Genomic DNA, 24675 nt, shown 5'->3' on the forward strand with positions numbered 1-24675 from the left:
TCAGCCCTTCGCCTTGCCGGTCTTCAACGGTTCCGCAGCCTTTCTGAAATCCGCCCACGGGTCGGTCGCAAGCGCCTGAAGACGCGTCGGCGTGTTCTCCACCGTGAAATAGGCGGGGCCGATATCGGCGCTGAGCTCGCTCCAGGCGAGCGGCATGGAGACGGCGGCGCCGGGACGGGCGCGGGTGGAATAGGGGGCGACCGCCGTCATGCCGCGCTGGTTGCGCAGGTAGTCGATGAGGATCTTTCCCCGGCGCTTCGACTTTGTGATGGTCGAGACATATTTGTCCGGGCTGTCCTTCGCCATGGCGTCAGCGACGCCCTTGCAGAAGGCCTTGATCGCCGGCCAGCGGGCGGACGGCTTGAGCGGGGCGCAGACATGAAGCCCCTTGCCGCCGGAGGTCTTGACGAAGGCATTGAGCCCGGCGGCTTCGAGGCGCTTGCGTGTCTCCTCGGCGGCATCGATGACCGCCTGCCATGCGACGCCCTCGCCGGGATCGAGGTCCATGATGATGCGGTCCGGACGCTCCCAGTCGGCGAGCGTCGAGCCCCAGGGGTGGATTTCCAGCACGGCCGACTGAACGAGGCTCATCAGCCCGTCGAGATCCTCGATCGCCACATAGGGTTCGTCGTCCTTTTCCGCCGGATCCTGCACTTCGACGATATGGGCGTTGATGCCCTTCCAGGCATGCTTCTGGAAGAAGGTCTGCCCGTCGATGCCGCTCGGCGCGCGCAGAAGGGCGAGCGGGCGGCCGACGATATGCGGGGCGATATAGCGCCAGACCTCGGTATAGTAGTCCGCCAGCCCTTCCTTGGTGACGCCTTCGCCGGGCCAATAGACCCGGTCGGGATGGGTGAGGCGCACGGTGCGGCGCGGCGGCTTTTCCGCCTTCGGCGCGGCGGATGTCTTGGACTTCGGCATTTCGGCGACGACCTCCCTTGCCGGCTTGTCTTCCCTCAGGCCCCGGAACGAAGCATGGCGCAGATGCCCATCGGCCGTCCAGGCGCGGAACTCCACTTCGGCCACCAGGTCCGGCCGCACATAGCGGGCCTGTCGCGCCTCCTCGGCCGTCAGTTTCCGGCCGAAGGGGCTTTCGTCCGTCCGCATGCGCGAGAGGCGTTTGAAGAGATCGGCGGCAACGGGCGTGCTGAAGCCGGTGCCGACCCGGCCGACCGGCTCCAGCCTGCCGTTCTTGTAGACACCGAGCAGCAATGAGCCGATCGCCTGGCGCGAGACGGTGGAGGGGGCATAGCCGCCGATGACGAATTCCTGCCGGGCCGAGCATTTCGACTTGATCCAGCCCTTGCTGCGGCCTTCGCGATAGGGGGCGTCGCGCAGCTTGGAGACGACGCCTTCGAGGCTGAGGCGGCAGGCATGGCGCAGCACCAGCGCGCCGTTCTCGTCGAAATGGCCGCTGTAACGCAGGATGCCCCCGGTTTCCGGCACGAGCTTTTCGAGGAGGGCCTTGCGCGCCTCGAGCGGCAGGCGCGTCAGGTCATAACCGTCGAGATGGAGAAGGTCGAAGACGTAGAAGGTGAAGCGGTCGTTCCGGCCCGCGCTGAGATCGGCTTGGAGGGCGGAGAAGTCGGACGCCCCGGCGCCCGTCTCGACGACGAGCTCGCCGTCGATCAGCGCCTTGCCGACCGGCAGCGCGGCAAGCGCCGCGACCACCGGCTTGCCGAATTTCTTCGTCCAGTCCAGCCCGCTGCGGGTGAGGAGCTTGACCCGGCCCGCCTCGATGCGCGCCTGGAGCCGGTAGCCGTCGAACTTGATCTCGTGCAGCCAGCGCGCGCCGGGGGGCGGCGCGGCTGCGAGCATCGCCAGCGTCGGCGGCAGGAAATCCGGCAGGTTCGCCTTGCGCGCGCCCTTGAGGCCCGAGGGATCGGGCGCCTCCGTATCCGGTTCCGCCTTCACGGGGTCGGCCTTCGCCTTCCTTCCGGAGGACTTGCGGATGCGTCCGGTCTTTGAGGACCAGCCCGGTTCCTCCCCTGCGACGTCGGCGATGTCCCGCCCCGTTTTCACCGATTCCGGCCGCTCATCAAGCAGGTCGTCATCGCCGTCGGGCATGGCGAATTCGTCGTCGCCCTTGATCAGCAGCCAATTCTCGCGCTTCTCGCCGGGCTTGCCGTGCATGCGCACGAGATGCCAGCGGCCGTGCAGCTTCTCGCCGTCGAGGGTGAACTCGAGATGGCCCTTGGCATAGGCTTTCCGCGCGTCGCCGATCGGTGCCCAGGTGCCGCGATCCCAGACGATGACGGTGCCGCCGCCATATTCACCCTTGGGGATCGTGCCTTCGAAATCGCCATAGGCGAGCGGGTGGTCCTCCACATGCACGGCCAGCCGCTTTTCGCTCGGCACCAGGCTGGGGCCGCGCGTCACCGCCCAGCTCTTGAGCACGCCGTCCATTTCGATGCGGAAATCGTAGTGCAGGCGCGTCGCGTCGTGCTTCTGGATGACGAAGCTGTGGCCGCCCTTGCGGGCCTTCCTGCCGCGTGGTTCGGATGTGGTCTTGAAGTCCCGCTTTTGCCGGTAGACGTCCAGCGTCGCCATGATCACCCTGCCTTGCGTCGGCTTGCCGCCGTCTTGCCTGTGGCCGCGGCCTTCTTCCTGCCGCGCTTTGCCGGTTTCTCGTTTTCACCGGCGCTCCGCCGCAGGGCCTCCATGAGGTCGATGACCTTGCCCTCGGCCTTCTGCGTGACACGTTTGATCTTCCGGCCCTCGATCTTCGCCTTGACCACCTCGGCGAGCGCCGCGTCGTAACGGTCGTCGAAGGTCTTCGGATCGAAGCGGCCGCTCTTCGTCTTGATGATGTGCTCGGCCAGGTCCAGCATCTCGCCCTTGAGCTTGAAGGCGGGGATCTCCGAAAAGGCCTCCTCGGCGGAGCGCACTTCGTAGTCGTAGCTCAGCGTCGTCGCGATGAGACCTTCCCCGTGGGGGCGGATGAGGAGGGTACGCACCCGGCGGAACAGCACGGTCTCGGCCAGTGCCGCCACTTTCTTCGTCTTCATGCCCTCGCGGATCAGCGCGAAGGCCTCTTCGCCGTGCCTGTCGGACGGCGCAAGATAATAGGGTTTGTCGAAATAGAGGTCGTCGATGTCGTCGCAGGCGATGAACGCCTCGATCTCCATCGTCTTGTCGCTCTCGGGCACCGCCGAGGCGACCTCCTCGGGATCGAGCGTGATATAGTCGTTCTCACCCGCCTCGTAACCCTTCACCTGATCCTCGCGCTCCACCACCTTGCCCGTCTCGCTGTCGACGAATTCCCGGTGCAGCCGGTGGCCGGTCTTGCGGTTCAGCATGTGGAAGGCGATGCGTTCGCTGGTCGAGGCGGCCGTGTAGAGCGCGACCGGGCACACCAGTTCACCCACCTTCAGGAAGCCTTTCCAGTTCGCTCTCGGCGCCACGCCCGTTCTCCCGCTTCAAAGCGGAAGCAATGCCGGCATGCCGCAAATGTTCCCGGCCTCGTGCCGGCGGCATCATGCGGCAATTCCGGCGCGGAACGAAAACGGGGCTTTTCGTGTTCCCGAGGCGTCCGAAACAACGCGAGGACGGTATGGGCAGGCGGCTGAGGATCATGACCTACAATGCGCACAGTTGCTTCGGCACGGACCGGAAGCTCGACCCCGGCCGCATCGCCGCGGTGATCGCCGAATGCGAAGCCGATATCGTCGCGCTGCAGGAGGTGGACGTCGCGCGGGCGCGCAGCGGCGGCATCGACCAGGCGCAGGCCATCGCCAATCACCTCAGCATGGCCTCGCACTTCCATCCGGCGCTGCACCTGGAAGAGGAACGGTACGGCGACGCGCTGCTGACGGCGCTGCCGACGCGCCTCGTCAAGGCCGGCGGGCTTCCCTCGCGCGGCGAGCCGCGGGGTGCGCTGTGGGTGGAGGTGCCTTTCGACGACGTGAAGCTGCAGGTCTTCGTCACCCATCTCGGCCTGTTCGGCGCCGAGCGCGTGCGGCAGACCGAGGCCCTGATCGGGCCGGGCTGGCTCGGTGCGCCGATGCCGGACGATGCGCGCGTCGTCCTTGCCGGCGATCTCAACGCGGTCTCCCGCTCGCCGTCCTATCGCCTGCTCGTTCGCCGCCTCAAGGATGCGCAGGTCGAAGCCGGCGGACGGCTTGCCGCGACCTTTCCCTCCCGCCTGCCGCTGCTGCGCATCGATCACATCTTCATCGGCGAGGGGATCGCCGCCCGCAGGGCCTTCGTGCACGATACGCCGCTCGCCCGTCGGGCGTCCGACCACCTGCCGCTCTGCGTCGACCTGGAGATCGCGTGATGCGGGAAAAGATGCCCTTTATCGCAACGGTGGCATGGTCGATCCCGAAGGCGGTTGCCGACCGGTTTCCCGAAACCGGAAGCGGCCTCGAAAGATATGCCGCCGTCTTCAACGGCGTGGAGGTCAACTCGACCTTCTATCGCCACCACCAGAAGACGACATTCGAACGCTGGGCGGGGTCGGTGCCGGATCATTTCCGTTTCGCGGTGAAGATACCGCGCGAAATCACGCATGGCGCGCGCTTGCGGAACGTCGATCGGCTCTTCGAGGCATTCGTCGACGAGGTTTCGGCGCTGGGTGGCAAGCTCGGGCCGCTGCTGTGCCAGCTGCCGCCGAGCCTTCGGTTCGATGCCGGAGACGCCGAAAACGCGTTCGCGGCCATGCGCCGCGTCTTTACCGGCACTCTCGTGCTCGAGCCGCGCCACAAAAGCTGGGCGTCGCCGCCGGCGCGCACGCTCCTGCAACACCATGCGATCGATCGCGTTTTGGCCGATCCTGCGCCGGTCTGGCCGGCGTCCGATTTCCACGAGGCGCCCCGATATGTCCGGTTGCATGGCGTGCCCGAAATCTATTACTCCAGCTACGGCGATGCCGAGATCCGTGCCTTCGCGAAGCGCCTCGCCGTCGATAGCTGGTGCGTCTTCGACAACACGGCCTCCGGCGCCGCCATCGAGAATGCGCTGACGATGCGCGATCAAATGGTTTGACGGCGGGCCACGGGATGGATGAACGTTTCTTCGCGCGTGACGTGGTCGCCGTCGCCGCCGACCTTCTGGGGGCCCGCCTGCTGGTCGATGGTGTCGGAGGGCTCGTCGTGGAAACCGAGGCCTACCGCCAGGACGACGAGGCGTCGCACAGTTTTCGCGGGCCGACGGCTGGAAATGCCGCGATGTTCGGCGAGCCGGGCCGGGTCTATGTCTATCGATCCTATGGCCTGCACTGGTGCCTCAACGTCGTCTGCGAGCGGGGCAGCGCGGTGCTCATCCGCGCGCTGGAGCCGACGCACGGGCTTGAGACGATGATGGCGCGCCGTGCGGTCACCGCTGCGCGCAAGCTGTGCAACGGGCCGGGCAATCTGTGCCGGGCGCTTGCCGTAACCGGCGAGATGAACGGACTTTCGGTCCTCGACGCGCCCTTTTCCCTGGAGCCGCCGTTCGAGGTGCCCGTTTCGGCAAGCGGTGTCCGCATCGGCATCAGCAAGGCCGCCGAACGCCCGTGGCGCTTCGCGGTAAAGGGATCGCCCTATCTCAGCAAGCCGATCTGACCAACGGCGCTCCTAAGGCTCCACGATGTCCAGCTCGGCGGTGAAGGTCGTTCCATTGCTCCCGTCGAAGGTGTGGGTGCCGTTGAGCTGGTTGACGACGCCCCGGATCAGCCGGCTTCCCATACCCTGTTTGACGGCCTGCGGATCGAAGCCGATGCCGTCGTCGTGGACGGTGAGCCGGGCCCGCCGCCCCCCGATGGCCGTGAGCACGATGGAGATCCGGCCCGCGCGGCCGTCCGGAAAGGCATATTTCAGGATGTTGGTCAGCAGCTCGTTCACCAGCAGGGCGAGCGGGGTCGCATTGTCGGTGGAGACGGCGAGGTCGTCGATCTCGTAGGTCACGGTGACGGGCGCGCCGTAGGCTGCCATCAGCTTCTCGACCACCGAGGTCAGCAGGTCCCGCGCTGACAGGCGGGAAAACTCGTCATGTCGGTAGATCTTCTCGTGCACCGCGACCATGGAGGAGATGCGGTCGACCAGCGATTGCTGGACCTCGTCCGGCAGGCGCTGGAGCTGGATGATGCTCTGGACGGCCTGCAGGTTGTTCTTGACGCGGTGATGGACCTCGCGAAGGAGCAGCTGGTTGTCGGCAAGGGCGTTTCTGAGCAGCTGGGACTGTGCCGCATCGCGCTGCCGCAGATGACGGATCCACTGGCCCGCGGCCAGAAGGCTGACGCTTGCGAGGATCAGCACCGCGATCGCCACCGTCACGTCCCGCCGGAAGCGCTGGATGCCGAAATCGTAGTCGGCCGAAGCGAGCGCGATGAACCTCGCGCCATCGACGGTCCGATAGGCGACGATGCGGTGGGCGCCGTCGACGGGCGAGATGGCGTCGTAGGTGCCGGTCGGCGCCTTGGGCAGGTAATCCGTGAAAAGCACGTATTTGCTCATGTCGAGCGGCCCGTCGGCGAGCGGATAGCGGGCGACGAGCTGGCCGTCGGACCGGGCGAAGCTGACCGTGGAGTTCGGGCCGAGATCGACGGCCTCCCAGACATCGGCGAGGACCCTGACCTCGAAGGAAACGACGGCGGCGCCGGCGAACCGGCCGTTTCGCTCCAGCCTTCGGCTGAAGGCAAAGATCTGCTCGCCGTTGAGGCGGCTGATCAGCAGGCTTGAGACGTGCTGCTTCGTGCCCTTCGCCAGTTCCGAGAAATACGGCCGGTCGACGATGCTGATCGGCTTCACCATCGGATCGGTCGAATAGAGGGTCAGACCTTCGTCATCGACCACATAGGCCTTCACCTGGCCGGGAAGGTCCGCGACGGCCTCGTCGATGTTTCTGACGCTGGTGGATGCCGGCGGCGTGATGGTCTCGCCGAGCGCCTCGTCTATGCGCTGCAAGGCCTGCCGCGCCAGGGAATCGATGAGGGACACGTTGCTCGCGACGATCTTGGAGGCGGCGACGGCGCGCTCCTCGGTGCGGCGAACCGCGTCGTGATAGCTCGTGTTGAGCCACAGGCCGAGCATGAGCAGCAATGAGACGAACATCGCGACGATGATCATCGCGGCCGCCCTTGCCAGCGTGAAATGGATGTTCAGCCCGCGCGGCACCGCTATCCCCCAAGTGCGTCGGCCAACCTTAACCAGAAGGGTGAAACATGTCCCGGCCTTTCGTCAACCGGGCACGGCCGGTCATCTACCGTACTGTCGTCCCGGCAGGGCCGGTGGAGTCCGCACCGGTCCGCGCCGGCGAGACGTTCGGAACAATCGTCCGGTCCTCCCGTTTGCCTGATATCCCGGGAGGCAAGCATGGCCATCGACAATTCGGTTCATCTGGAAGGCAGGATCAATGCGCACCGGCGTCTGCTGGTGGAGCTGGTCTCGGTGGTGGCCGCCATTCCCGAAGCGCGCGAGGCGCTGGTCGCCATGGCGCGCGACAATGAAACGGTCATCGACCACGAGGAGGATCCCGGCATCGAGCCCGATGCCGCCTTCGCCGCCCAGCAGATCGCCGACGACGAGATCAGGGGAATCCTGAAGGCCGCGATGGCCCGCCTCGAAACCAAGCCATGAGGATAGAACGATGGGAGTGATTGAAAAGATCTCCGGATACTTCAAGCAGTTGGCCGGCGAGGTCACGGGCAGCCAGGCGCTGCACGACGAAGGCCGCCGCCAGGCGGCGGATGGCGGCTATCGCGAGGAAGACGAGCAGGTGGTGCCCGTCGCGTCGCGCACGGTGCCGGGCGCGGGCAGCGTCGTCTCGGCGGAGACCGGCCGTGAAAAGGTCATCCATGCCGACGCCGTTCCGCAATTTACGGTCTCCCAGGCCGGCCGGACCAATGACGGCGTCTCCAGTGCGAAGCCGCGCGTCATCACCGGAAGCGACGATGCCACGGCGCACCGCACGCCTCCCGGCATGGAAACGCCGGGCCGCGACTGGTCCGCCGGTTTCGATGAAAACGCGCCGCGGCAGGATATGCCGGCCCCCGTCGCCGACTATTCCGATACCGAGCAGCTGAAACTCTACCGCCTGGTGCCGATTGCCTCCGCCGGCGACACGAACTGGGACATCGCGCCCAACCAGGGCGAGGTGGTGGTGCGCGCCCGTTCCAGCGGCGATGCCCGCGTCGTGGCCGCGGAGGCCGAGCTCGACTACATGGAAATCGACGCCCTGCCGGGCGATGGCAATTCCACGACCTCGTCGAGCGCCTTCCGCAACGAGAAGCTCTACACCGTGGTCGACGAGAGCGATCCCGCCTATCCCGTCGAAGGGCCCCGCGAGGTCGTCGCCGGCACGGTCCGCGTCGACAATATCCGTCCCACCGAACTCTGAGGAGGCTGTCATGACCCGGAGCCAGTCCGCCCGCACGGCCGCGAAACAGCGGGATATCCAGGAAGAGGTCGCCGAGGCCGACCGCAAGGGCAGGGACGAGGAGCCGAAGGCCATGCAGGCCGGCGCGCGCCTCTATCCCGTGCCGCCTTTCCCGAAGCAGCACCAGCCCAAGCCCGGCCACGAGGCGAAGCTCGATCCGCAACCGATGTACGACGCGCCCTTCTACAAGGGCTCGGAAAAGCTGGCGGGCAAGGTCGCGCTCATCACCGGCGGCGATTCCGGTATCGGCCGGGCGGTCGCCGTGCTCTTTGCCCGCGAGGGCGCGGACGTGGCGATCTGCCATCTCGCCGAGGGGCAGGATGCGAAGGACACCATCGCCGCCGTCGAGGCGGAGGGCCGGCGCTGCATCGCGTTTGCCGGCGACGTCAAGGACAAGGCCTTCTGCACGCGGACGGTGAAATGCGTGGTGAAGGATCTCGGCAGGCTCGACATCCTTGTGAACAATGCGGCCTTCCAGGTTCACACGAAGGATATTCTCGACCTGTCCGAGCAGCATTTCGACGAGACGCTGAAGACCAATCTCTACGGCTACTTCTTCATGGCGCAGGCGGCGGTGCCGCACATGGAGCCGGGTTCGGCCATCATCAACACCGGCTCGGTCACCGGCCTCGAAGGGTCCAAGGACCTTCTCGATTATTCGATGACGAAGGGCGGCATCCACGCCTTCACGCGTTCGCTCGCCGGCCAGCTCGTGCCGCGCGGCATCCGGGTCAATGCGGTGGCGCCGGGGCCGGTCTGGACGCCGCTCAACCCCTCCGACAAAGAGGCCGGGGACGTCGCGAAATTCGGCGCCAACACGCCCATGAAGCGCCCCGCCCAACCGGAGGAGCTGGCGCCCGCCTATGTCTTCCTCGCCTCGCCGCAATGCTCCAGCTACATTACCGGCGAGGTGCTGCCGATCATCGGCGGATACTGAGGGCATCCTCCCAAGGGATGCCACGCCGGGCGGCGCGTTGCGGCACTGGCGCATGGCTGAAGCAGGGCTCGACGAAGGGGCCTTGCTACCCGTCCCGCTCCGGGTCGGACGAGAGAAAATCCTCGGTAAGGAGCAATTCCACCTGGGCGGAGAAGCGATGGCCGAGCAGCGTGAGCGAAGCGTCATGCGTCTCGTCGGCCCCGCTGCACACCGCGTCCTTGAGAACGATGACGCGGTAGCCGAGATCGATGCCCCCGAGCGCCGTCGCCAGCACGCAGACATCCGTCTCGCCCCCCGTGATGACGAGCGTATCGACGGCCTGAATCGCCAGCCGGGCATGCAGGCGGCCATCGACCCAGGGCGAATAGGTCTGCTTGTCGAAGAGTGTCGCCGGCGGGCAGTAGCGCGCAAGCTCGGGAACGAGGGCGAGCATGTCCGGGGGAAGATGCTCGCCCGTCATCATCCGCCATTTTTCGTAGTAGGTCCGCCACATGCCGTGCGCATCGGAAGGGCGGGCCGGCGGGCAGAATCGTGAGAATATCGTGCGGGCGCTGTGGCGCGCTGCCACTTCGATGACCTGCGGCGACACCGCTTCCAGCCAGGCGACCCGCCATGGCGTGTCCTCGGCGAACATTCGCTGCATGTCGACGCAGATATGGCGCCAGTTTCCGAACATGGCGGCACTCGTTGCAAGGGGTTCGCCCGATGGCAGGGCGCGGGCAATGGGCCGGCGCGCGGCCGGCCCCCCGCCTGTTCAGGCTGCCTTCGACTTGCCTTCGCGGTTCACCTTCGCTTCGGCCAGCCGGGTCAGCGCCTGGTCGGTCTTGCTTTCCTCCGAAAGCGTCTGGTCGAGCAGCTGCGCCACGTCCTTGTGTCCGAGCTGCAGGGCCCAGGACTTCAGCGTGCCGTAGCGGGCGATCTCGTAGTGCTCGACGGCCTGGGCGGCGGCCAGCAGTCCCGCGTCGAGGGCCGGCGATTCCTTGAATTCCTCCAGGATCTCCTGGCCTTCCTCGAGAATGCCGTCGATGGCGGGGCAGGTCTTGCCGCGGGCGGGCTTGCCGAGGATCTCGAACACCTGGACGAGCCGTTCGACCTGGCCTTCCGTTTCCTGCAGGTGCTTGTCGAATGCGGCCTTCAGGTCCTCGGCCTTGGCGCCGCGTCCCATCTTCTTCAGCGCCGCGATGATCTTGCGTTCGGCGTAATAGATGTCCTTGACCCCGTCGATGAAGAGGTCTTCCAGTGTCTTCGTGGGCATTGCAGTCTCCTCGTTGGGAATGAGCCGTTGATCGGCCTGGGATTGAACAAGGCAATCCGGCGATTGTTCCTGAAGATTGGGCTTCTATCGGAAGCGGGCCGGCCGGTTTGTCAGGTTCATCTGGATTTCGAGCCGGCTCGCGAAACGGCCCACCAGCCGCACGAGCTTTCTGGTTTCCCACTCGCTGATGCGCTGAGACCGGCAATAGGCCACGACGTCGAACACCTTGCGTGCCGGCACCGAGCGTTTCTTGTCGAGATGTTGCATGTTCTCTCCCCCGCTATCGTGCCAGTCAAATGTGCGCGGGGAGGGGATGTTCCCGCCGCGCCGGGGATCGTACGGAACCGTACGTTCCGTGGCGGGGCGGCCCTGCCTCATGCGCGGCCTCACGCATAGCGAGGTGCCGCGAAACCGACGGCTCGTCGTCTCGGTACGATTCCGTACGGAGCCGGCATAAGCCGGCGCTCTGCTTCATCTAGCCCCCTTGCCGTGCCACAGTCCGCGCTCCCGGAAGGGAGGGCGCAATCGCCGTCCGGCAGTTGGACGGAGCCTCAAGCTGCTCCGTTGCCAAGGCTCCCCCGAGCATTGGCCGCCCGTTCGCTTCGGCGACCGCGCACATCCAAGGAACGTTTGCTTCCCTTCGACATTGTCCAGCCAATCCAGGAGGTGGCAATGGGACGTTATTACTTCAAAATCCAGGATCAGGACGGCGTGCTCCAGCCCGATCGGGGTTTCGATTTTGAGAATCTGGCGCAGGCCAGGGAAGAGGCAAAAACGCTTCTGGCGGAAATGGCGATCGACGGGCTGCCCAACGAGCCGATCGACAGCATTTCCGTCGAGCTGCAGGACGCCAACCGCGTTCCCATCATCACGTTCCGGCTGATTCTGGAGGCGATACCGCACGGCGCCCAGCAGTTGTGACGCCGGGCCGCAACCAGGAAGGACACGCTACGCTTCCATCCCCTTTGTCCGCTTCCGTACCGACGCCCGGCGCCGGGTTGTCTCGCCGATTTTATGATCATAGATGGACGGCCATTGACTTTAGGAGAGACCGAAGCCTTTGGCAGATATGCGGTCGCTGAACCGCATAGGATCGTTGGATGGCAGACGTTTGGCAGGGCAGGTTCCGGAACAACCTGCTTCGGCGTTTACCGGAAACGAGCCTGGAGCGGTTTGCCGGGCGGCTGGAACGAATAGAGCTTCCCCGCTTGTACCAGCTTTCCTCTCCCCACCAGCCGATGGAGCACGCCTACTTCTTCGAGAACGGGATCGCGTCCGTCGTCGTCCGGTCGCCGGAGGGCCAGCATAGCGAGATCGGCATCATCGGAAGGGATGGCATGTGTCCGACCTCGGCTGTCCTCGATGTCGATGCCGATCCCTTCTCCATCCACATGCAGATGCACGGGCAAGCCTACCGGATCCCCGTTCCGGACCTGAAGGCGGTTCTTGCGGAGGATCGGGAGGTTCACAGGCTGCTTTCCCGCTACACCCAGGCGCTTGCCGTCCAGCAGGCCTATACGGCGCTGTCCAATGCCGTGCACCACATCGACGAGCGGCTCGCGCGGTGGATCTTGATGTGTCACGACCGGGCGGACGGGTCGGATATCAGCCTGACGCACGAATTCATGTCGATCATGCTCGCCGTGCGGCGCCCCAGCGTGACGACGGCGCTCCATGTGCTGGAGGGCAAGAAGCTCATCTATTCCGAGCGTGGCGTCGTCAGCGTGCGCAACCGCGCCGGCCTCGAGGCCTTTGCGCGCGATGCCTATGGCGAATGCGAGAAGGAGTATGAACGGCTCATCGGGACCATCGTCTCGCGATCCGTTATCTGAGCGCCTCGCTGAAGGGAACGCGGGCCACCAGCCGCCCCCGTTCGTCGGCAATCTCGCAGAAGCGCGTCTCGTCGACCTGCCCCTTGCGGACATCCTCGGCCAGTATCTCGCGGGCTGCAAGCCGCGCCTCGGCCAAGGCCGCCTGCACCGTGTCGAAATCCGCGCCTTCCCGATCCTCGATCCGTTCCGTTCGACTGCAGATGTGAAAGAAGTAGCGGGTCATGTTCGCCTCGGGACAGCTTTGGCTCTCCTACTGACTGGTGAAGCCGCGAAGTGTTCCATTCTCTTTTTGCCGGCGTCTGTACGCTATCGTACGGCAACCTCCGCGAGCCCGCTTCGTTTCTTTGGAAACGGAGGAATGAATGGACGCCCTGGTCTCCAAGCCCGCCGCGCAGACGGTTCACGCCGCGATCGAAGCACAGTTGCCCGCGCTGAGGCGGTTTTCCCAGCGGTTCACCCGGTCGGCCAGCGACCGCGAGGATCTCGTGCAGGAGACGGTCATGCGCGCGCTCCGGTCCTCTCACCAGTTTTGCCCGGACACGCGACTGCGCTCGTGGCTCTTCACGATCATGCGCAACACCTTCAACACGGAATACCGCCGCCGCTGCCGGGAACCCGTCGGGCTGGACGACGGGCTGTTCGAGCGCGCCAGCATTTCGGCGCCGCAGGAATGGGCGGTTCGCCGCAGCGAGCTGCGCTCCGCGCTCAGCCGTATTCCGCCGCGCTCGCGCCGCACATTGCTGCTCGTCGCGATGGGGGTCAGCTACATCGACACGGCGCGGCTGTGCGCATGCGAGATCGGCACGGTGAAAAGCCGGGTCAACCGCGCGCGAAAGATGCTCGAGGACGAGATTGGCCGTCCCGGCGCGTTTTGACGGGAACGACGCAGCGGAGGATCGCCCCTTCCTTTCCGGATGAGCTTCGCCGAGCGGCACGCGCGGGAACAATGGCAGGCCTGATCGGTTGGATCTGTCTCCTCACTGCAGCATTGAACGAATGGAGAAGACGATGACCGATCGCAAGCGAGCTTCCGGCGAAGAGGATTTCCGTGACCACGAGGAGCGTGACATCCGGGATGGCTGGCCCTATCCCGACGACGATGACGCACGCCGGGCCGGACAGAACGCGCCCTACGGAACACGCGGCGCCGATCCGGACCAAGCCGACAACGGGGGTATCGAGATCACCGCCGATCCCGAGGCGCGGGATGTCGACGGCGCACCGCTGCCGTTTGCGGAGGAAACGGACGACATCATCGCGGACGACGATCTCGAGGCGCGGATCCTGGAGGCGCTTGAAGAGGATGAACGGGTCGATCTGGCCATGCTGGATCTTGCGATCCGCGACGGCATCGCCGTCCTCGACGGCGCCGTCGACAGCGAGGAGGACCGTCGCCATCTGATCGGCTTCCTGCGCCGGGTGAAGGGCGTGCGCGATGTGCGCGCGGACGGGCTTTTGATGCGGGGTGTCGATAGCCACGTTCCCCGCGACGTGACGGAATAGGCCGGGGCTTCTTCGTACGATATCGTACCGCATTCCCGCTTTGAATCCCGCAAGGACGGTCCTAGAATCCACGGCTGTCACGGAGAGGAGGCGGGCGTGGGCAGCTACACTTCCAAGGGAACGTTCGAGCCGGAAGAATTGGGCGCGTTGAAGTCGGTCTTCGATGAATTGACCTCGCAGCCTTGGTTCGATGCCTCGCAGGAGGCCAGGGAGAGCTTCGCCAGATATCTCTTCGAGACGTTCCCCGCCGTCACCTTCGATCCCGTCAGGCACCGCTCGATCATCGAAGCCTCCGCCCGCATGTTCTACACCAGGGATGACATCTAGCCTGCGGGCTGAAACCATCGCTCCCCTTCTGCGTTGCAAACCTGATCCCCGAAGAAGAGGAGAAGGTTCCATGTCCGACGACAGCACGAAGACCATGTGGGCGATATTCGCGACCCGGGAGGCCGCCGACCGGGCCGTCGAACATCTCGTGCAGCAATGCGGGATTGACCGTGCCGATGTCTTCATCGAGCCGGACACGCACGCCAACACGGCCGGCGTGGAAGCCTCCGGTGGCGATACCGTGCGCGCCGATGCGCCGCTTCATGGTGAGATCCGCGTCTCGGCCGATATTGCGCGCACCGATCTGCTCAAGGCCGAGCAGGCCTTTCGCCAAGCCGGTGCACGCAGCGTGATGGCGCAATAGACCCGGTCAAACCCGCAAGGAGGCCACGATGGCTATCATTCCGAACGAACCCAATCCCGGCCCCAACCCGGTGCCCGACCTTCCCCCGATCGGCGAGCCGACGCCGCCGATCAAGGAGCCGGAGCCCGACCGCCTGCCGGACGAGGAACCCAATCCGAACCCGGACGAGAACGACGATCCGGCCAAGCAGGTCGGCCGGCGGTAGGCCTCAATCCGCCGGTTTCCGTCCGGCGAAATAGGCGGCGAGAGGGGCCATGTCCTCCGCTTCGAGGTTGGCGACGGCTTTCGCCATCACGTCCCTGAACGGACCGCCGCCGCGGCCCTTCCCGGTAAAGAGCTTCAGCTGGCTTTCGAGATAGGCCGCCGGCTGGCCCGAAAGGCGGGGAAAGGCGGGATTGGCCCCGGCCTTGTCGTGGCATGACAGGCAGGCGGGAATGCGCCGGGCCGGATCGCCGTTCAGGGCGATCGTCTCGCCGCGCGCCGCGTCCTCCCCGGATGTCGATTGGCGCAGGCGTGCGGGCTGGGCGGCAAAATGGCGGGCGAGCGTCCGGCGTTGCTCATCGTCCAATCTCTCCGTCGCGACGGCCATGATGCCGCTCGCCCGCGTTCCCTCCGCATAGGCGAGCAGAGCCTGTTCGAGATAGGTGGCGGACTGGCCGGAAAGGTCCGGAATGAGGCTTTGCGCATCGAGCCGTTCCGGTGCGTGGCAGCCGTTGCAGGTCCCGATGGCGTCCCCGGTTCCTGCCGGTCGCGTTTCGGCAAGGCCGGCAAGGCTGCGATAGGCCTCGGCATCGAGCGCCGGATAGCGGCGCAGGAAGGCGACCATGGCCCAGGCTTCGTCCTCGCGCCCCGCGGCCGGCCAGGCCGGCATGCCGGTGAAGCGCACGCCGTGCTGCACGATCTTGAACAGTTCGGCATCGCTCCAGCCGGCGATCTTGTCCTTGAGATCCGGCGGGGCGGGCAGCATGTTGCGGACGCTGTCCGGCCGCGGCCGCGCCGGCGAGCCGTGACAGATGGCGCAGCCCCCCTCGAAATGGCCCGCCGCCATCGGCAGCATGCCCTCGGTGAAGGCTGGGACCGGCGTTCCTATCGCCGCGGTCCTGACCGAGGATCGCATCACCCAATGCAGGAACCAGTCGGTCGCCTTCCAGTGGCCCGTGCTCGCGCCGACGCCGATAATGCCGGACCAGGCGATAAGGAACGCGCCGAGCGCGCCGGCCAGCACGAGGCCGAGGATATGCCTCCAGCCGATCAGCATGGCGGCCTCTCCGCCGGAAGCGCCTCGTCCTCCCGCAGGACGCCGGCAAGAAGCAGGATGCCGCCGAGGAGATAGGCGAGCGCCCCGACCATCAGCATGACGACCCCGCCGAGCTGCTGGTCGGCGGCGGCCGAGAGGGGAATGCCGAAACAGGTGACGTCGCCGCCGCCATAGAGCGGGCGCGGGGCGAGCGCCAGCAGCACGCCGAGCAGGGTCATGTGCATCGAGGTGAACAATAGCCCGGCCGCGCCGGCAAGGCGGCCGTCCTTCGGCCGGAAGCAGGCGTGCCAGAGCAGGACGCCGGCAACCAGGAAGCTTGCCTGTTCGACGAGCGACAGGGCGAGGCTTCCATCCGCGATCCTCCGCAGGGCAGGCAGATGCCAGAACCAGACGACGACGAGCTCGACGAGCGAGGCGAGCATCGGAGTTGCGCGGATCACGCCCGGCAGCGGATCGAGCCGCGTATCGCGCAAGCCATAGGCGACGAGCGGCGCGGCAACCGCGACGATGCCCATATGGATGATCATATGGGCCGTGAACGAGCCGCTGCCGAAGCTGGCGAGGAGCATTGCGCCGAGCGCGGCGAGAAGGGCGAGGCCGAGGAAGCGCGCGAGGCTCTTCATGGCTGGCACGCCCCGATGAAGACCAGCGGCACGGCGACGAAGAGCACGGCCACGAAGCTGAGGCCGGAGAGGAGCAGCGTCGCGAACCCCTGGAAGAGCAGCCGGTCCTTGCGGGTCGGTTCGTCGTGCGGCGGATCGCCGGACCCGAAACCCCACTGCCGCCAGGCGAGCACGGCGGAAAGCACGATGCCGGCAAGCGCGGCGAGGGTGATCAGGCCGAGGGCGAGACGCATCGTGTCGAAGGAGAAGGGAACGGCGCCCGCCTTCGCGCAGGTGACGGCGGCGGTGATGTAGCAGGCGAGGAAATGCAGCGCCCAGATGGTCGGCGCCGTGAAGAGGGTCCAGAGGCTTTCGATTTCCTTGGGGATCAGCCGCATGGATCACCTCAATCCCGGAAAGAGGCCGAGGACGCCGAAGGACGTGACCGCCGTGATGACGAGGAAGTGCCAGTAGAGCACGACATTGACGAGGTCCATGTCGTGGCGCGCGTCCATCCGGCCGGCAAGGCTGCGCGCCAGGCAATAGAGCTGCATGACGATGCCGACGCCGCCATGCACCACGGTCCACAGGGCGACGACCCAGACGATGGCCGGATAGACATGGGCGGTCGGGTCCATGCCGGTGAGATAGGGTCCGGCAAGGCCGGCGCCACCTGCCGCAAGCGTCAAAAGCAGGGTGGCGAGGAGCGAAAGGCGCGTGGCGGCCGGCCGGTCGCCTTCGTTGAACCTGCGCGCCAGCAGCATGGCGAGCCAGGCCAGCGTGAAGAGGCCGGCGGCAAGGAGCGGCCAGAGCATGCCGGGCCCGGCGTGGCCGCCCGTGAAATCGTCGTGGATGGTCCAGTAGAAGAAGTAGCCGAACATCAGGCTGGCATAGGCGGTGCCGTCGCCCGCCATGGTGATGAACATGGCCCACCAGCCGACCGATTGCGGTCCGGACGTATAGAGCGGCAGGCTCTTGCCGAGGCCGACGTCGCGCATCTCCTGCCTGGGGATCACGGCGGTGCCCGTCCAGAGCCAGGCGATGATGGCGGCAAGCGTCATCACCGCGCAGACGATCGTCACGATCCACCAATGGAAGGTGAGCGCGATGAAGACGCCGCCGAGCGAGAAGGCGGCGAGGATGGTGAGGATCGAGGTGCCGCCGACGCGCAGGCACTGGATCGGCTCGGCGTCCAGCACCGAGGTGACGAGCGTCTCGCGCGCGCCGTCCTTTGCGTCGGGCAGGTAGAAGCGGCCGGCCTTGATGTCCTCGATGAGGCCTGGCTGGTCCCAGATCGGATAGCGGCTCCTGATGATGGGGATGGAGCGCACGCCCCACTTTTCCTCCGGCTCGCTGATCCATTCCAGCGTGCCGGCGTTCCAGGGGTTCTCTTCCACCTTCGGCTGGCGGTGCTTGGGCCTCACGACGTCGATCACCACGATGGCGACGCCGGCGGCGAAGATGAAGGCGCCGATCGTGGAGACCAGGTTGAACCAGTCCCAGCCGATATCGGCCGGATAGGTGAAGACCCGCCGCGGCATGCCGCGCAGGCCGGAAAGATGCATCGGGAAGAAGGCGATGTTGAAGCCGGAAAACATCAGCCAGAAGGCGATCTTGCCGAGCCGGTCGGAGAGTTTTCGCGCGTCGAGCAGCGGATAATAATAGTAGATGCCGGCGACGACCGGGAAGAGCATGCCGCCGATCAGCACGTAGTGCAGGTGGGCGACGATGAAATAGGTGTCGTGCGCCTGCCAGTCGAAGGGCACGAGCGCCACCATGACGCCCGTCAGCCCGCCGATGATGAAGATCGCAAGCCCGCCCGCGCCGAACAGCATCGGCACGGAGAAGATGACGCGGCCGGCGAGCATGGTGGCGATGAAGACGAAGATCTGCACGCCGGTCGGGATCGCGACCGCCTCCGAGGCGGCGGAGAAGAAGGCGAGCGAGATCTGCGGCAGGCCCGTCGTGAACATGTGGTGCACCCACAGGCCGAAGCTCAGGAAGCCGGTGCCGACGGCGGCGAGCACGATCCACGAATAGCCGACGATGGGGCGTTGCGAGAAGGTCGGCACGATCATCGCCATCAGCGCGATGGCAGGCAGGAAGATGATATAGACCTCCGGATGGCCGAAGATCCAGAACAGGTGTTGCCAGAGCAGGGGATCGCCGCCACGCGCCGCGTCGAAGAACGGCCAGTCGAACATCCGCTCCATCTCGAACAGGATGTCGCCGGCGATCAGCGGCGGGAAGGCGAAGAGGATCATGCCGGCGACGATGAGGAGATACCAGGCGAAGAGCGGCATCATGTTGATGCGCATGCCGGGCGCCCGGCACTTCATGATGCCGACGATCAGCTCCACCGCGGCGGCGATCGAGGCGACCTCGATGAAGGAGAGCCCGAGCAGCCAGATATCGGCGCCGATGCCGGAATATTCCTTGTCCGTGGCCAGCGGCGGATACATGAACCAGCCGGAATTCGGCGCCGCGCCGAAGAAGATCGAGCCGCAGACGAAGACGCCGCCGAGCGCGAAGCTCCAGAAGCCGAAGGCGGATAGGCGGGGGAAGGGCAGTTCCCGCGCGCCGAGCATCGAGGGCAGGAGGAAGATCGCCACCGCCTCGAAGATCGGCACGGCGAAGAGGAACATCATCACCGTGCCGTGCAGGGTGAAGGCCTGGTTGAACGTGTCGGCGGAAAGGAAGTCGTTGTCGGGCACGGCGAGCTGCACGCGCACCAGAAGGGCGAGCACGCCGGCAAACAGCATGAAGAGGAAGGCGGCCGCGCCATACCAGAGGCCGATTTCGGTGTTGTTGACGGAGGTCCAGTAGCGCCAGCCGGAGGGCGTGCGCCAGACCGCGCGCAGTTCCGCCTCCTGCGCTTGGCGCTCCTGCGTCGAGAGCTCTGGTTCGGCCGCACCGGTCATTTGAGCCCCACGAGATAATCGGCCATGGCGGCGATGTCCCCGTCCGGCAGCATGTCGAAGGCCGGCATTTTCGCGCCGGGCTTGACTTTGTCCGGGTTGCGGATGAAGCGCGCGACGTTTTCGGCCGTATTGGCAAGCGTGCCGGCGCCGACCGTCTGGCGCTGCCCGAAGAAGGTGAGGTCCGGTCCGAGGCTCGCGGTCTCCGTCAGGCCGCGGATGCCATGACAGCCGGCGCAGCCGTGACGGGCGAAAAGCTGCTCGCCTTCGCTGCCCGTTGCGGGGTTCCCGTCCGCCTGCGCCCGGCGCCAGGCCGCATAGTCCTCCGGTTCCATCACGACGACGGAAAAGGCCATCAGCGTGTGGGAGGCGCCGCAGAACTCCGCGCAGGGCGCGCGAAAGATACCGGCCCGTGTCGGCAGCAGCGAGAGCGTGTTGGTGCGGCCGGGGATCATGTCCATCTTTCCGCCCAGCGCCGGTATCCAGAAGGAATGGATGACGTCCTGCGCCTTGAGCGCGAAGACGGCGCGCGCGCCGACGGGAAGGCGCAGTTCGTTGGCGGTCTCGAAGGCCGGCATGCCTTCGGCGGCGGGATAGCGGATGCGCCACCAGAACTGCTCGCCCGTCACCTCGATCGGCCGGGCCGCCGGCGCGGAATGCGCCAGCCAAGGCCGGATCGCCGGCATCAGCCAGACCGCATAGGCAAGCAGCGCCAGGAGCACGGCGACGGGAAAGGCGACCCCGCCCCAGGCGATCAGCCGCCCGGCGGTCTTCTCGCTCCACGGCGCCTCGCGCCGCCGCGCCGCGTGAAGGAGAAGCCCGACGACGGCGAGCCAGATGAGCGCACCGCCGGCGACCATGACGAGGAAGAGCGTATAGATCGCCGCCGCCTCGTCACCCGCGGGATCGAGCGCTGACTGTGTGCCGGAACAGCCGCTCAGCGGGATCAGCAGGAGAGGCAGGGCGCGTCGATGAATGGCGGTGCTCCAGGCGGTGGTTCCTGAGGGGCGATATGGCCCGCAAGGCCGGGCTGGCAAGGGTCAGTGCACGGTAATGGCGATGTTTGCATCGTGCGCCGCCGCCAGAAACGCATCCCGCACGTCCTCGTCGGTCACCTCGCCATCGAGCGCGTCCGCGCAGAGGCGAATGGCCTTGTAGAAGGCGGGTCCGTGCTGCTTCGGCCAGAAATCCATCAGATAGGCGGCGGCCTCGAGGGAGTTGCGCACCACCACGAATGCTTCGGCCTCCCGATTGGCCAGGACGACGGGCATCTGCCAGTTGTGAGCGCTTTCCATTTCGAAACCCCGCGCTGTTGATGTCCTTCTACAATCAGGAATGGCGAGGATTGTTCCGTCCGCCTCCCGGAACCAACGGGGCCGAGCGAACTTCTAGACGATCGCGCGAACAAGGCGGGAGCGGGATCGTGCTGGATTATCTCACTGCGGATTTGCTGCTTTTCGTCGTCATCGGCTTCCTGGCCCAGATCGTCGACGGCGCCCTTGGCCTCGCCTTCGGCGTGCTGACGACCACGAGCCTGCTTGCCGTCGGCGTGCCGCCGGCAACGGCAAGCGCCATGACCCACGTGACGGAATGTTTCACCACCGCCGCTTCCGGGCTTTCGCATGCCTATCATCGCAATGTCGACTGGCGGCTGGTCGCGCGGCTTGCGCCGGCCGGCATGGCGGGCGGGGCGATCGGCGCCTATCTCCTGTCGAACATCGACGGCAAGGTGATCGAGCCCTTCGTTTCGGCCTATCTCGTCGCCGTCGGCCTCTTCATCCTCTACAAGGCCTTCAACCCGTCCTGGCCGCGGGATGTGCGCGACTGGATCGTGCCCTATGTCGGCGGGCTCGGCGGCGTGCTCGATGCCATGGGCGGCGGCGGATGGGGGCCGATCGTGACGAGCAGCCTGCTCGGGCGCGGCCATGACCTCAGGAAGGTCATCGGCTCCACCAACCTCACCGAATTCGCCGTCACCATGGTCATCTCGGTCACCTTCATCCTGGCGCTCGGCTGGTCGGAGCTCTCCTCGGCGGTGGGCCTCATCATCGGCGGAGTGCTCGCCGCGCCGTTCGGCGCCCTCATCGTCAGCCGGCTGCCGGTCAAGCCGCTGATGATCGCGGTCGCGCTGGTCATCACGGGGACGGCCGCGGTGCGGGTGTTCTAGCCGCCTCCGCCGGCAGATGCGGCATCAGCACGCGGTTATTTTACGCCTCCCGCAAAATTAGCGAGGAACCAAACGCCGCGATCTCGGTTTGCTTCTTGCCTTCAACGGCTGACAACGAGGAAACATCATGAAAAAGCTATTGCTCGCCGCCGCGTTCGTCGGCGCATCGACCCTTGGCGCCTTCGCCCAGACCTCCACGACGCCCGCCACCGATGGCGACACGCCGGCGGTCGCGACGCCGGACGACAAGAACGCCACCGCGCCGGTCGAAGGCGCGAACAGCTTCACCGAGGACCAGGCCAAGGAGCGCATCGCAGAAGCGGGCTATGCCGACGTCACCGGGCTCGCGCTCGACGACAAGGGCGTCTGGCGGGGCACCGCGATGAAGGACGGCAAGTCCGTCGGTGTCGCGCTCGACTACCAGGGCAACATCGTCGCCAACTGACGCCAACTGAGAGGATACTCCCATGAAGAAAACCGCAACCGGACTTTTTGACGACTATTCCGACGCGCGTGCCGCGGTCAGCGCCCTCGAAGCGCGGGGCATCCCCTCGGACGACATCAGCATCGTGTCAAACAATGTGGACGAGCGCCGCACCGGCGATACGAACGCCGCGGAGGGCGCGGGAGCAGGGGCCGGCATCGGTGCGGCCGTCGGCGGCGTCGGCGGCCTTCTGACCGGCCTCGGCATCATGGCCATTCCGGGCGTCGGGCCCGTGGTCGCCGCCGGCTGGCTTGCCGCCACGGCGGCCGGTGCCGCCGCCGGCGCGGTGGCCGGCGGCGCGGCGGGCGGCCTCATCGGCGCGATGACGGAATCCGGCGTGCCGGAAGAGCATGCCCATGTCTATGCCGAAGGCGTGCGCCGCGGCGGCACGCTGGTTACCGCCCGCGTCGAGGAAAGCCTCTATCCGGAGGCCGAGGCGATCCTGCGCCAGTCGAACTGGGTCGATCCAGCCGAGCGGCGCGCGGCCTATGCCGAGCAGGGCTGGACGCGCTTCGACGAGACGCTCGATCCCTACGGTCCCGCCGAAATCGAGCAGGAGCGCCTGCGCTACCGGCGCTGATCGCTTGGCAGCCGTATTTTTCGGTTCGTGATGCAGCGGCCGGCCCGGACCTTCGGGCCGGCCGCTGCATATTCGCCGCCTCGCCTGCGGCGCGCCGTCCCGCTCTTGCGACTTGGACAGGATGGCGTAAGCTCGACGGCGCACCGTCATCTCCCCGAATTGCCGGCGCCAGGCGCTGACAGGCGTGCCGGCCCGAAACAGGAGGCGTGGACATGGCCGCCCCGTTGCGCTCTGCACCCCCCAACAACCTCCTGCAGCTCTTGCCGGATGTCGACTTCCAGATGCTGGCGCCCGACCTGAAACACGAGGTCCTTCCCAAGGGCACGCCCCTTGCGCATCGGGACCGGCCGATCGACGCGGTGTATTTCCTGACCGACGGCATCGGGTCCGTCGTGATCACGACGCCGCAGGGCCGGCGCGCGGAAGCAGGCATCTTCGGCTTCGACGGCTACATCCCGACCTCCGCGGTGACGGGCGCCCGGGTCAGCTCCTATGACGTGACGGTCCAGCTCGACGCCGAGGGCTACAGCATGGGCTTCGACGATTTCCGCCGCTGGATGGACCAGAGCAAGCCCTTCGTCCGGATCATGAACCGCTCGATGGAGAGCTTTGCCGTGCAACTGGCCCACACGGCCGTGTCCAATGCGGTCCACGAGGTCAACGAGCGGCTCGCCCGCTGGCTGCTCATGTGCCACGACCGCTCGCGCAGCGACGAGATGGCGCTGACGCACGAACTCCTGTCGGTGCTCCTGGGCGTCAGGCGGCCGAGCGTGACGACCGCGCTGCATGTCCTGGAAGGCGAGGGATTCATCCGCTCGCTGCGCGGCAGCGTCGTCATCCGCGACCGTCCCGCCCTGGAGGAGTTCGCCCACGACGCCTATGGCAGGCCGGAAGCAGAATACCGGCGCCTGATGAGCGGTCTTTCCTGAGGCATCCTGAAAGGGGCCATTGTGGGCCGACTGGCCGGTCGAAAAGGGGAAGTCGTTATCGACGGCTTCGAGCTGGTCACGCGGGGGGAGTTGGTCACGCGAGGCGCGCTCTCGCAGCACCTCAAGGCGCTGGAACAGCAGCTGAACGTCCGGCTCATCAACCGAACGACGCGCAACATGTCGCTGACGGAGGAGGGGCAGCGCCTGTTGGACGTCCTGCAGCCCGCGCTCGTGGCCATAGAGAGGGCGGTATCGGAGTTAGGGGAGATGCAGGCGGAACCGTCGGGCTTGATCCGCATGACCGTCCCGCGCCCCGTCAACCGCATGCTGATCGAGCCGTACATGAGCGCGTTCCTGGCGCGCTATCCAAAGCTGCGGCTGGAGATCGTGCTGGACGATGGCTTTTCGAACATAGTGGCCGACGGCATGGATGCCGGCATCCGGCTGGGCGAGAGCCTGGACGAGCATATGGTGGCGGTGCCCGTCACGCCGCCGATCGAGGAGGCCGTCGTCGGATCGCCGGCCTACTTTGAAAAATACGGCGTGCCTGAAACCCCGAACGACCTTTTGCGGCACAATTGTCTCGCCTTCCGTTTCACATCCAGCGGCACGATCGATCGCTGGTCGTTCACGTCACCGGACGCCGAAGAACGGACGATAGAGTTCGAGCCGAAAGGCAACGCGGTGTTCAACGACGACGAGACCATGCTGAACGCCGCCATACAGGGCGTGGGGTTGGTCAAGTATCTGGACCTTTGCGTTCGGCAACACTTGGCCGATGGGCGGCTGGTGCGGGTGCTCGCGCCCTGGTGCCGGCCGTTTCCGGGCTTCTATCTCTACGTGCCCTCACGCAACCAGATGCCGGCCAAGACCCGGGCGCTGATCGATTTCCTGGTCGAGCGGCGCAAACACCTGGTCGCGGAGTCCCGCAAAGCCATTCCGGCAATCGCCCCGGCCGGCGAGAGCACATAGAAGGACACGGATATCCGTCACCTGACGAAGGGCGTACTGCAACCGTATGATCCGGACGCAAGGAGGGACTGCTTTCTTGCCCCCCAAGGAGCGGCCAGTCCCTTTCGGCCCAATCCCGGAACTGGTTGAACGGACGCTACGTCGTGGTTTGCACGCGTTCGGCCATGGCCAGCGCCAATGCACGGCTATCGA

31 protein-coding genes are annotated in these 24675 nt (G+C 66.2%); 18 read left to right on the forward strand and 13 right to left on the reverse strand.

Annotated features, from left to right (window positions below; genetic code table 11):
• Positions 1–2550, reverse strand: coding sequence for a DNA ligase D (ligD, locus tag WMC41_RS04150; protein ID WP_432347099.1), 2550 nt, complete (start codon positions 2548–2550; stop codon positions 1–3).
• 2 nt (positions 2551–2552) lie between these two features.
• Positions 2553–3404, reverse strand: coding sequence for a Ku protein (locus WMC41_RS04155; protein ID WP_432347100.1), 852 nt, complete (start codon positions 3402–3404; stop codon positions 2553–2555).
• 149 nt (positions 3405–3553) lie between these two features.
• On the opposite strand from WMC41_RS04155, the gene WMC41_RS04160 reads away from it, so the two are divergent.
• From WMC41_RS04160 to WMC41_RS04170, 3 genes are read left to right on the forward strand one after another with little or no spacing between them, the layout of a single operon-like run.
• Positions 3554–4279, forward strand: coding sequence for an endonuclease/exonuclease/phosphatase family protein (locus tag WMC41_RS04160; protein ID WP_432347101.1), 726 nt, complete (start codon positions 3554–3556; stop codon positions 4277–4279).
• Positions 4280–4290: 11 nt separating this feature from the next.
• Positions 4291–4986: a DUF72 domain-containing protein gene (locus WMC41_RS04165; protein ID WP_432348252.1), complete on the forward strand. Its 696-nt coding sequence runs from the start codon at positions 4291–4293 to the stop codon at positions 4984–4986.
• A 14-nt stretch (positions 4987–5000) separates the two neighbouring features.
• Entirely contained in the window at positions 5001–5543 is a 543-nt protein-coding gene (locus WMC41_RS04170; RefSeq protein WP_432347102.1) for a DNA-3-methyladenine glycosylase, read from the forward strand.
• Positions 5544–5555: 12 nt separating this feature from the next.
• Here the strand turns inward: WMC41_RS04170 and WMC41_RS04175 are convergent, their stop codons facing one another.
• Positions 5556–7094 carry a sensor histidine kinase gene (locus WMC41_RS04175; protein ID WP_432347103.1) on the reverse strand — a complete coding sequence of 513 codons (1539 nt, stop codon included), beginning with the start codon at positions 7092–7094 and terminating at the stop codon, positions 5556–5558.
• Positions 7095–7292: 198 nt separating this feature from the next.
• On the opposite strand from WMC41_RS04175, the gene WMC41_RS04180 reads away from it, so the two are divergent.
• The 3 genes from WMC41_RS04180 (at position 7293) to WMC41_RS04190 (ending at position 9292) form a co-directional block, all read left to right on the forward strand.
• Positions 7293–7556 carry a hypothetical protein gene (locus tag WMC41_RS04180; RefSeq protein WP_244767747.1) on the forward strand — a complete coding sequence of 88 codons (264 nt, stop codon included), beginning with the start codon at positions 7293–7295 and terminating at the stop codon, positions 7554–7556.
• 403 nt (positions 7557–7959) lie between these two features.
• A complete protein-coding gene (locus WMC41_RS04185) occupies positions 7960–8316 on the forward strand; it encodes a hypothetical protein (RefSeq protein WP_432348254.1) in 357 nt (118 codons plus the stop codon).
• Between the two features lie 10 nt (positions 8317–8326).
• Positions 8327–9292 carry an SDR family oxidoreductase gene (locus tag WMC41_RS04190; RefSeq protein ID WP_432347104.1) on the forward strand — a complete coding sequence of 322 codons (966 nt, stop codon included), beginning with the start codon at positions 8327–8329 and terminating at the stop codon, positions 9290–9292.
• An 85-nt stretch (positions 9293–9377) separates the two neighbouring features.
• Here WMC41_RS04190 and WMC41_RS04195 read toward each other — a convergent pair whose 3' ends face one another.
• The 3 genes from WMC41_RS04195 to WMC41_RS04205 all read right to left on the reverse strand — a co-directional run bounded on the left by WMC41_RS04195 (position 9378) and on the right by WMC41_RS04205 (position 10814).
• The gene (locus WMC41_RS04195) at positions 9378–9968 is read right to left on the reverse strand and encodes a cysteine hydrolase family protein (protein WP_432347105.1); all 591 of its coding nucleotides are present in this window, start codon (positions 9966–9968) and stop codon (positions 9378–9380) included.
• Between the two features lie 78 nt (positions 9969–10046).
• Positions 10047–10547 (reverse strand): ferritin-like domain-containing protein, encoded by a 501-nt coding sequence (locus WMC41_RS04200; RefSeq protein ID WP_244767744.1) that lies wholly within the window; start codon positions 10545–10547, stop codon positions 10047–10049.
• Positions 10548–10631: 84 nt separating this feature from the next.
• Entirely contained in the window at positions 10632–10814 is a 183-nt protein-coding gene (locus tag WMC41_RS04205; protein WP_244767743.1) for a hypothetical protein, read from the reverse strand.
• A gap of 405 nt (positions 10815–11219) precedes the next feature.
• On the opposite strand from WMC41_RS04205, the gene WMC41_RS04210 reads away from it, so the two are divergent.
• Together WMC41_RS04210 and WMC41_RS04215 are read left to right on the forward strand one after the other, a co-directional pair.
• Entirely contained in the window at positions 11220–11468 is a 249-nt protein-coding gene (locus tag WMC41_RS04210; protein ID WP_244767742.1) for a DUF6894 family protein, read from the forward strand.
• Positions 11469–11647: 179 nt separating this feature from the next.
• Positions 11648–12379 carry a Crp/Fnr family transcriptional regulator gene (locus tag WMC41_RS04215; RefSeq protein ID WP_272804693.1) on the forward strand — a complete coding sequence of 244 codons (732 nt, stop codon included), beginning with the start codon at positions 11648–11650 and terminating at the stop codon, positions 12377–12379.
• On the opposite strand, the gene WMC41_RS04220 is transcribed toward WMC41_RS04215, so the two are convergent.
• Positions 12372–12602, reverse strand: coding sequence for a DUF6894 family protein (locus WMC41_RS04220; protein ID WP_244767740.1), 231 nt, complete (start codon positions 12600–12602; stop codon positions 12372–12374). The two genes, WMC41_RS04215 and WMC41_RS04220, sit on opposite strands and share 8 nt — an antisense overlap.
• 139 nt (positions 12603–12741) lie before the next feature.
• On the opposite strand from WMC41_RS04220, the gene WMC41_RS04225 reads away from it, so the two are divergent.
• The 5 genes from WMC41_RS04225 to WMC41_RS04245 all read left to right on the forward strand — a co-directional run bounded on the left by WMC41_RS04225 (position 12742) and on the right by WMC41_RS04245 (position 14778).
• Positions 12742–13254 carry a sigma-70 family RNA polymerase sigma factor gene (locus WMC41_RS04225; protein ID WP_272804694.1) on the forward strand — a complete coding sequence of 171 codons (513 nt, stop codon included), beginning with the start codon at positions 12742–12744 and terminating at the stop codon, positions 13252–13254.
• Positions 13255–13387: 133 nt separating this feature from the next.
• Positions 13388–13882 (forward strand): BON domain-containing protein, encoded by a 495-nt coding sequence (locus WMC41_RS04230; RefSeq protein ID WP_432347106.1) that lies wholly within the window; start codon positions 13388–13390, stop codon positions 13880–13882.
• 96 nt (positions 13883–13978) lie between these two features.
• Positions 13979–14209 carry a hypothetical protein gene (locus WMC41_RS04235; RefSeq protein WP_244767737.1) on the forward strand — a complete coding sequence of 77 codons (231 nt, stop codon included), beginning with the start codon at positions 13979–13981 and terminating at the stop codon, positions 14207–14209.
• A gap of 70 nt (positions 14210–14279) precedes the next feature.
• A complete protein-coding gene (locus tag WMC41_RS04240; RefSeq protein WP_272804695.1) occupies positions 14280–14573 on the forward strand; it encodes a hypothetical protein in 294 nt (97 codons plus the stop codon).
• Between the two features lie 28 nt (positions 14574–14601).
• The gene (locus tag WMC41_RS04245; protein ID WP_244767735.1) at positions 14602–14778 is read left to right on the forward strand and encodes a hypothetical protein; all 177 of its coding nucleotides are present in this window, start codon (positions 14602–14604) and stop codon (positions 14776–14778) included.
• 3 nt (positions 14779–14781) lie between these two features.
• On the opposite strand, the gene WMC41_RS04250 is transcribed toward WMC41_RS04245, so the two are convergent.
• From WMC41_RS04250 to WMC41_RS04275, 6 genes are read right to left on the reverse strand one after another with little or no spacing between them, the layout of a single operon-like run.
• Positions 14782–15831: a c-type cytochrome gene (locus tag WMC41_RS04250; protein WP_432347107.1), complete on the reverse strand. Its 1050-nt coding sequence runs from the start codon at positions 15829–15831 to the stop codon at positions 14782–14784.
• Positions 15825–16454: a cytochrome c oxidase assembly protein gene (locus WMC41_RS04255; RefSeq protein WP_432347108.1), complete on the reverse strand. Its 630-nt coding sequence runs from the start codon at positions 16452–16454 to the stop codon at positions 15825–15827. Before WMC41_RS04255 ends, WMC41_RS04250 begins: the two co-directional genes overlap by 7 nt.
• Positions 16451–16831, reverse strand: a complete 381-nt coding sequence (locus WMC41_RS04260; protein WP_432347109.1) for a hypothetical protein — start codon at positions 16829–16831, stop codon at positions 16451–16453. The genes WMC41_RS04255 and WMC41_RS04260 overlap by 4 nt, the downstream gene beginning before the upstream one ends.
• Positions 16832–16834: 3 nt before the next feature.
• On the reverse strand, positions 16835–19354 hold the full coding sequence (gene ctaD / locus WMC41_RS04265; RefSeq protein WP_432347110.1) for a cytochrome c oxidase subunit I: 2520 nt from the start codon (positions 19352–19354) through the stop codon (positions 16835–16837).
• Positions 19351–20388, reverse strand: coding sequence for a cytochrome c oxidase subunit II (gene coxB, locus WMC41_RS04270; RefSeq protein WP_432347111.1), 1038 nt, complete (start codon positions 20386–20388; stop codon positions 19351–19353). Before coxB ends, ctaD begins: the two co-directional genes overlap by 4 nt.
• A gap of 3 nt (positions 20389–20391) precedes the next feature.
• On the reverse strand, positions 20392–20646 hold the full coding sequence (locus WMC41_RS04275) for a DUF982 domain-containing protein (RefSeq protein WP_244767729.1): 255 nt from the start codon (positions 20644–20646) through the stop codon (positions 20392–20394).
• Positions 20647–20777: 131 nt separating this feature from the next.
• Here WMC41_RS04275 and WMC41_RS04280 point away from each other — a divergent pair, with 131 nt between their 5' ends.
• The 5 genes from WMC41_RS04280 to WMC41_RS04300 all read left to right on the forward strand — a co-directional run bounded on the left by WMC41_RS04280 (position 20778) and on the right by WMC41_RS04300 (position 24483).
• Positions 20778–21518: a sulfite exporter TauE/SafE family protein gene (locus WMC41_RS04280; protein WP_432348256.1), complete on the forward strand. Its 741-nt coding sequence runs from the start codon at positions 20778–20780 to the stop codon at positions 21516–21518.
• Between the two features lie 127 nt (positions 21519–21645).
• Positions 21646–21963: a PepSY domain-containing protein gene (locus WMC41_RS04285; RefSeq protein ID WP_432347112.1), complete on the forward strand. Its 318-nt coding sequence runs from the start codon at positions 21646–21648 to the stop codon at positions 21961–21963.
• A 22-nt stretch (positions 21964–21985) separates the two neighbouring features.
• Positions 21986–22582, forward strand: coding sequence for a general stress protein (locus tag WMC41_RS04290; protein WP_244767727.1), 597 nt, complete (start codon positions 21986–21988; stop codon positions 22580–22582).
• Positions 22583–22794: 212 nt separating this feature from the next.
• A complete protein-coding gene (locus WMC41_RS04295) occupies positions 22795–23511 on the forward strand; it encodes a Crp/Fnr family transcriptional regulator (protein WP_272804701.1) in 717 nt (238 codons plus the stop codon).
• A gap of 21 nt (positions 23512–23532) precedes the next feature.
• On the forward strand, positions 23533–24483 hold the full coding sequence (locus WMC41_RS04300; protein WP_432347113.1) for a LysR family transcriptional regulator: 951 nt from the start codon (positions 23533–23535) through the stop codon (positions 24481–24483).
• Positions 24484–24675: the final 192 nt, after the last annotated feature.

The organism is Shinella yambaruensis (assembly GCF_050859155.1).
In the GTDB taxonomy this organism is placed as follows: Bacteria; Pseudomonadota; Alphaproteobacteria; order Rhizobiales; family Rhizobiaceae; genus Shinella; species Shinella yambaruensis.

Bases quoted from the DNA above. Each gene is read 5' to 3' on its own strand.
- ligD (WP_432347099.1), bottom strand. From the start codon at position 2,550: ATGGCGACGCTGGACGTCTACCGGCAAAAGCGGGACTTCAAGACCACA.
- WMC41_RS04160 (WP_432347101.1), top strand. From the start codon at position 3,554: ATGGGCAGGCGGCTGAGGATCATGACCTACAATGCGCACAGTTGCTTC.
- WMC41_RS04165 (WP_432348252.1), top strand. From the start codon at position 4,291: ATGCCCTTTATCGCAACGGTGGCATGGTCGATCCCGAAGGCGGTTGCC.
- WMC41_RS04170 (WP_432347102.1), top strand. From the start codon at position 5,001: ATGGATGAACGTTTCTTCGCGCGTGACGTGGTCGCCGTCGCCGCCGAC.
- WMC41_RS04180 (WP_244767747.1), top strand. From the start codon at position 7,293: ATGGCCATCGACAATTCGGTTCATCTGGAAGGCAGGATCAATGCGCAC.
- WMC41_RS04185 (WP_432348254.1), top strand. From the start codon at position 7,960: ATGCCGGCCCCCGTCGCCGACTATTCCGATACCGAGCAGCTGAAACTC.
- WMC41_RS04190 (WP_432347104.1), top strand. From the start codon at position 8,327: ATGACCCGGAGCCAGTCCGCCCGCACGGCCGCGAAACAGCGGGATATC.
- WMC41_RS04195 (WP_432347105.1), bottom strand. From the start codon at position 9,968: ATGTTCGGAAACTGGCGCCATATCTGCGTCGACATGCAGCGAATGTTC.
- WMC41_RS04200 (WP_244767744.1), bottom strand. From the start codon at position 10,547: ATGCCCACGAAGACACTGGAAGACCTCTTCATCGACGGGGTCAAGGAC.
- WMC41_RS04205 (WP_244767743.1), bottom strand. From the start codon at position 10,814: ATGCAACATCTCGACAAGAAACGCTCGGTGCCGGCACGCAAGGTGTTC.
- WMC41_RS04210 (WP_244767742.1), top strand. From the start codon at position 11,220: ATGGGACGTTATTACTTCAAAATCCAGGATCAGGACGGCGTGCTCCAG.
- WMC41_RS04215 (WP_272804693.1), top strand. From the start codon at position 11,648: ATGGCAGACGTTTGGCAGGGCAGGTTCCGGAACAACCTGCTTCGGCGT.
- WMC41_RS04220 (WP_244767740.1), bottom strand. From the start codon at position 12,602: ATGACCCGCTACTTCTTTCACATCTGCAGTCGAACGGAACGGATCGAG.
- WMC41_RS04225 (WP_272804694.1), top strand. From the start codon at position 12,742: ATGGACGCCCTGGTCTCCAAGCCCGCCGCGCAGACGGTTCACGCCGCG.
- WMC41_RS04230 (WP_432347106.1), top strand. From the start codon at position 13,388: ATGACCGATCGCAAGCGAGCTTCCGGCGAAGAGGATTTCCGTGACCAC.
- WMC41_RS04240 (WP_272804695.1), top strand. From the start codon at position 14,280: ATGTCCGACGACAGCACGAAGACCATGTGGGCGATATTCGCGACCCGG.
- WMC41_RS04245 (WP_244767735.1), top strand. From the start codon at position 14,602: ATGGCTATCATTCCGAACGAACCCAATCCCGGCCCCAACCCGGTGCCC.
- WMC41_RS04250 (WP_432347107.1), bottom strand. From the start codon at position 15,831: ATGCTGATCGGCTGGAGGCATATCCTCGGCCTCGTGCTGGCCGGCGCG.
- WMC41_RS04255 (WP_432347108.1), bottom strand. From the start codon at position 16,454: ATGAAGAGCCTCGCGCGCTTCCTCGGCCTCGCCCTTCTCGCCGCGCTC.
- WMC41_RS04260 (WP_432347109.1), bottom strand. From the start codon at position 16,831: ATGCGGCTGATCCCCAAGGAAATCGAAAGCCTCTGGACCCTCTTCACG.
- ctaD (WP_432347110.1), bottom strand. From the start codon at position 19,354: ATGACCGGTGCGGCCGAACCAGAGCTCTCGACGCAGGAGCGCCAAGCG.
- WMC41_RS04275 (WP_244767729.1), bottom strand. From the start codon at position 20,646: ATGGAAAGCGCTCACAACTGGCAGATGCCCGTCGTCCTGGCCAATCGG.
- WMC41_RS04285 (WP_432347112.1), top strand. From the start codon at position 21,646: ATGAAAAAGCTATTGCTCGCCGCCGCGTTCGTCGGCGCATCGACCCTT.
- WMC41_RS04290 (WP_244767727.1), top strand. From the start codon at position 21,986: ATGAAGAAAACCGCAACCGGACTTTTTGACGACTATTCCGACGCGCGT.
- WMC41_RS04295 (WP_272804701.1), top strand. From the start codon at position 22,795: ATGGCCGCCCCGTTGCGCTCTGCACCCCCCAACAACCTCCTGCAGCTC.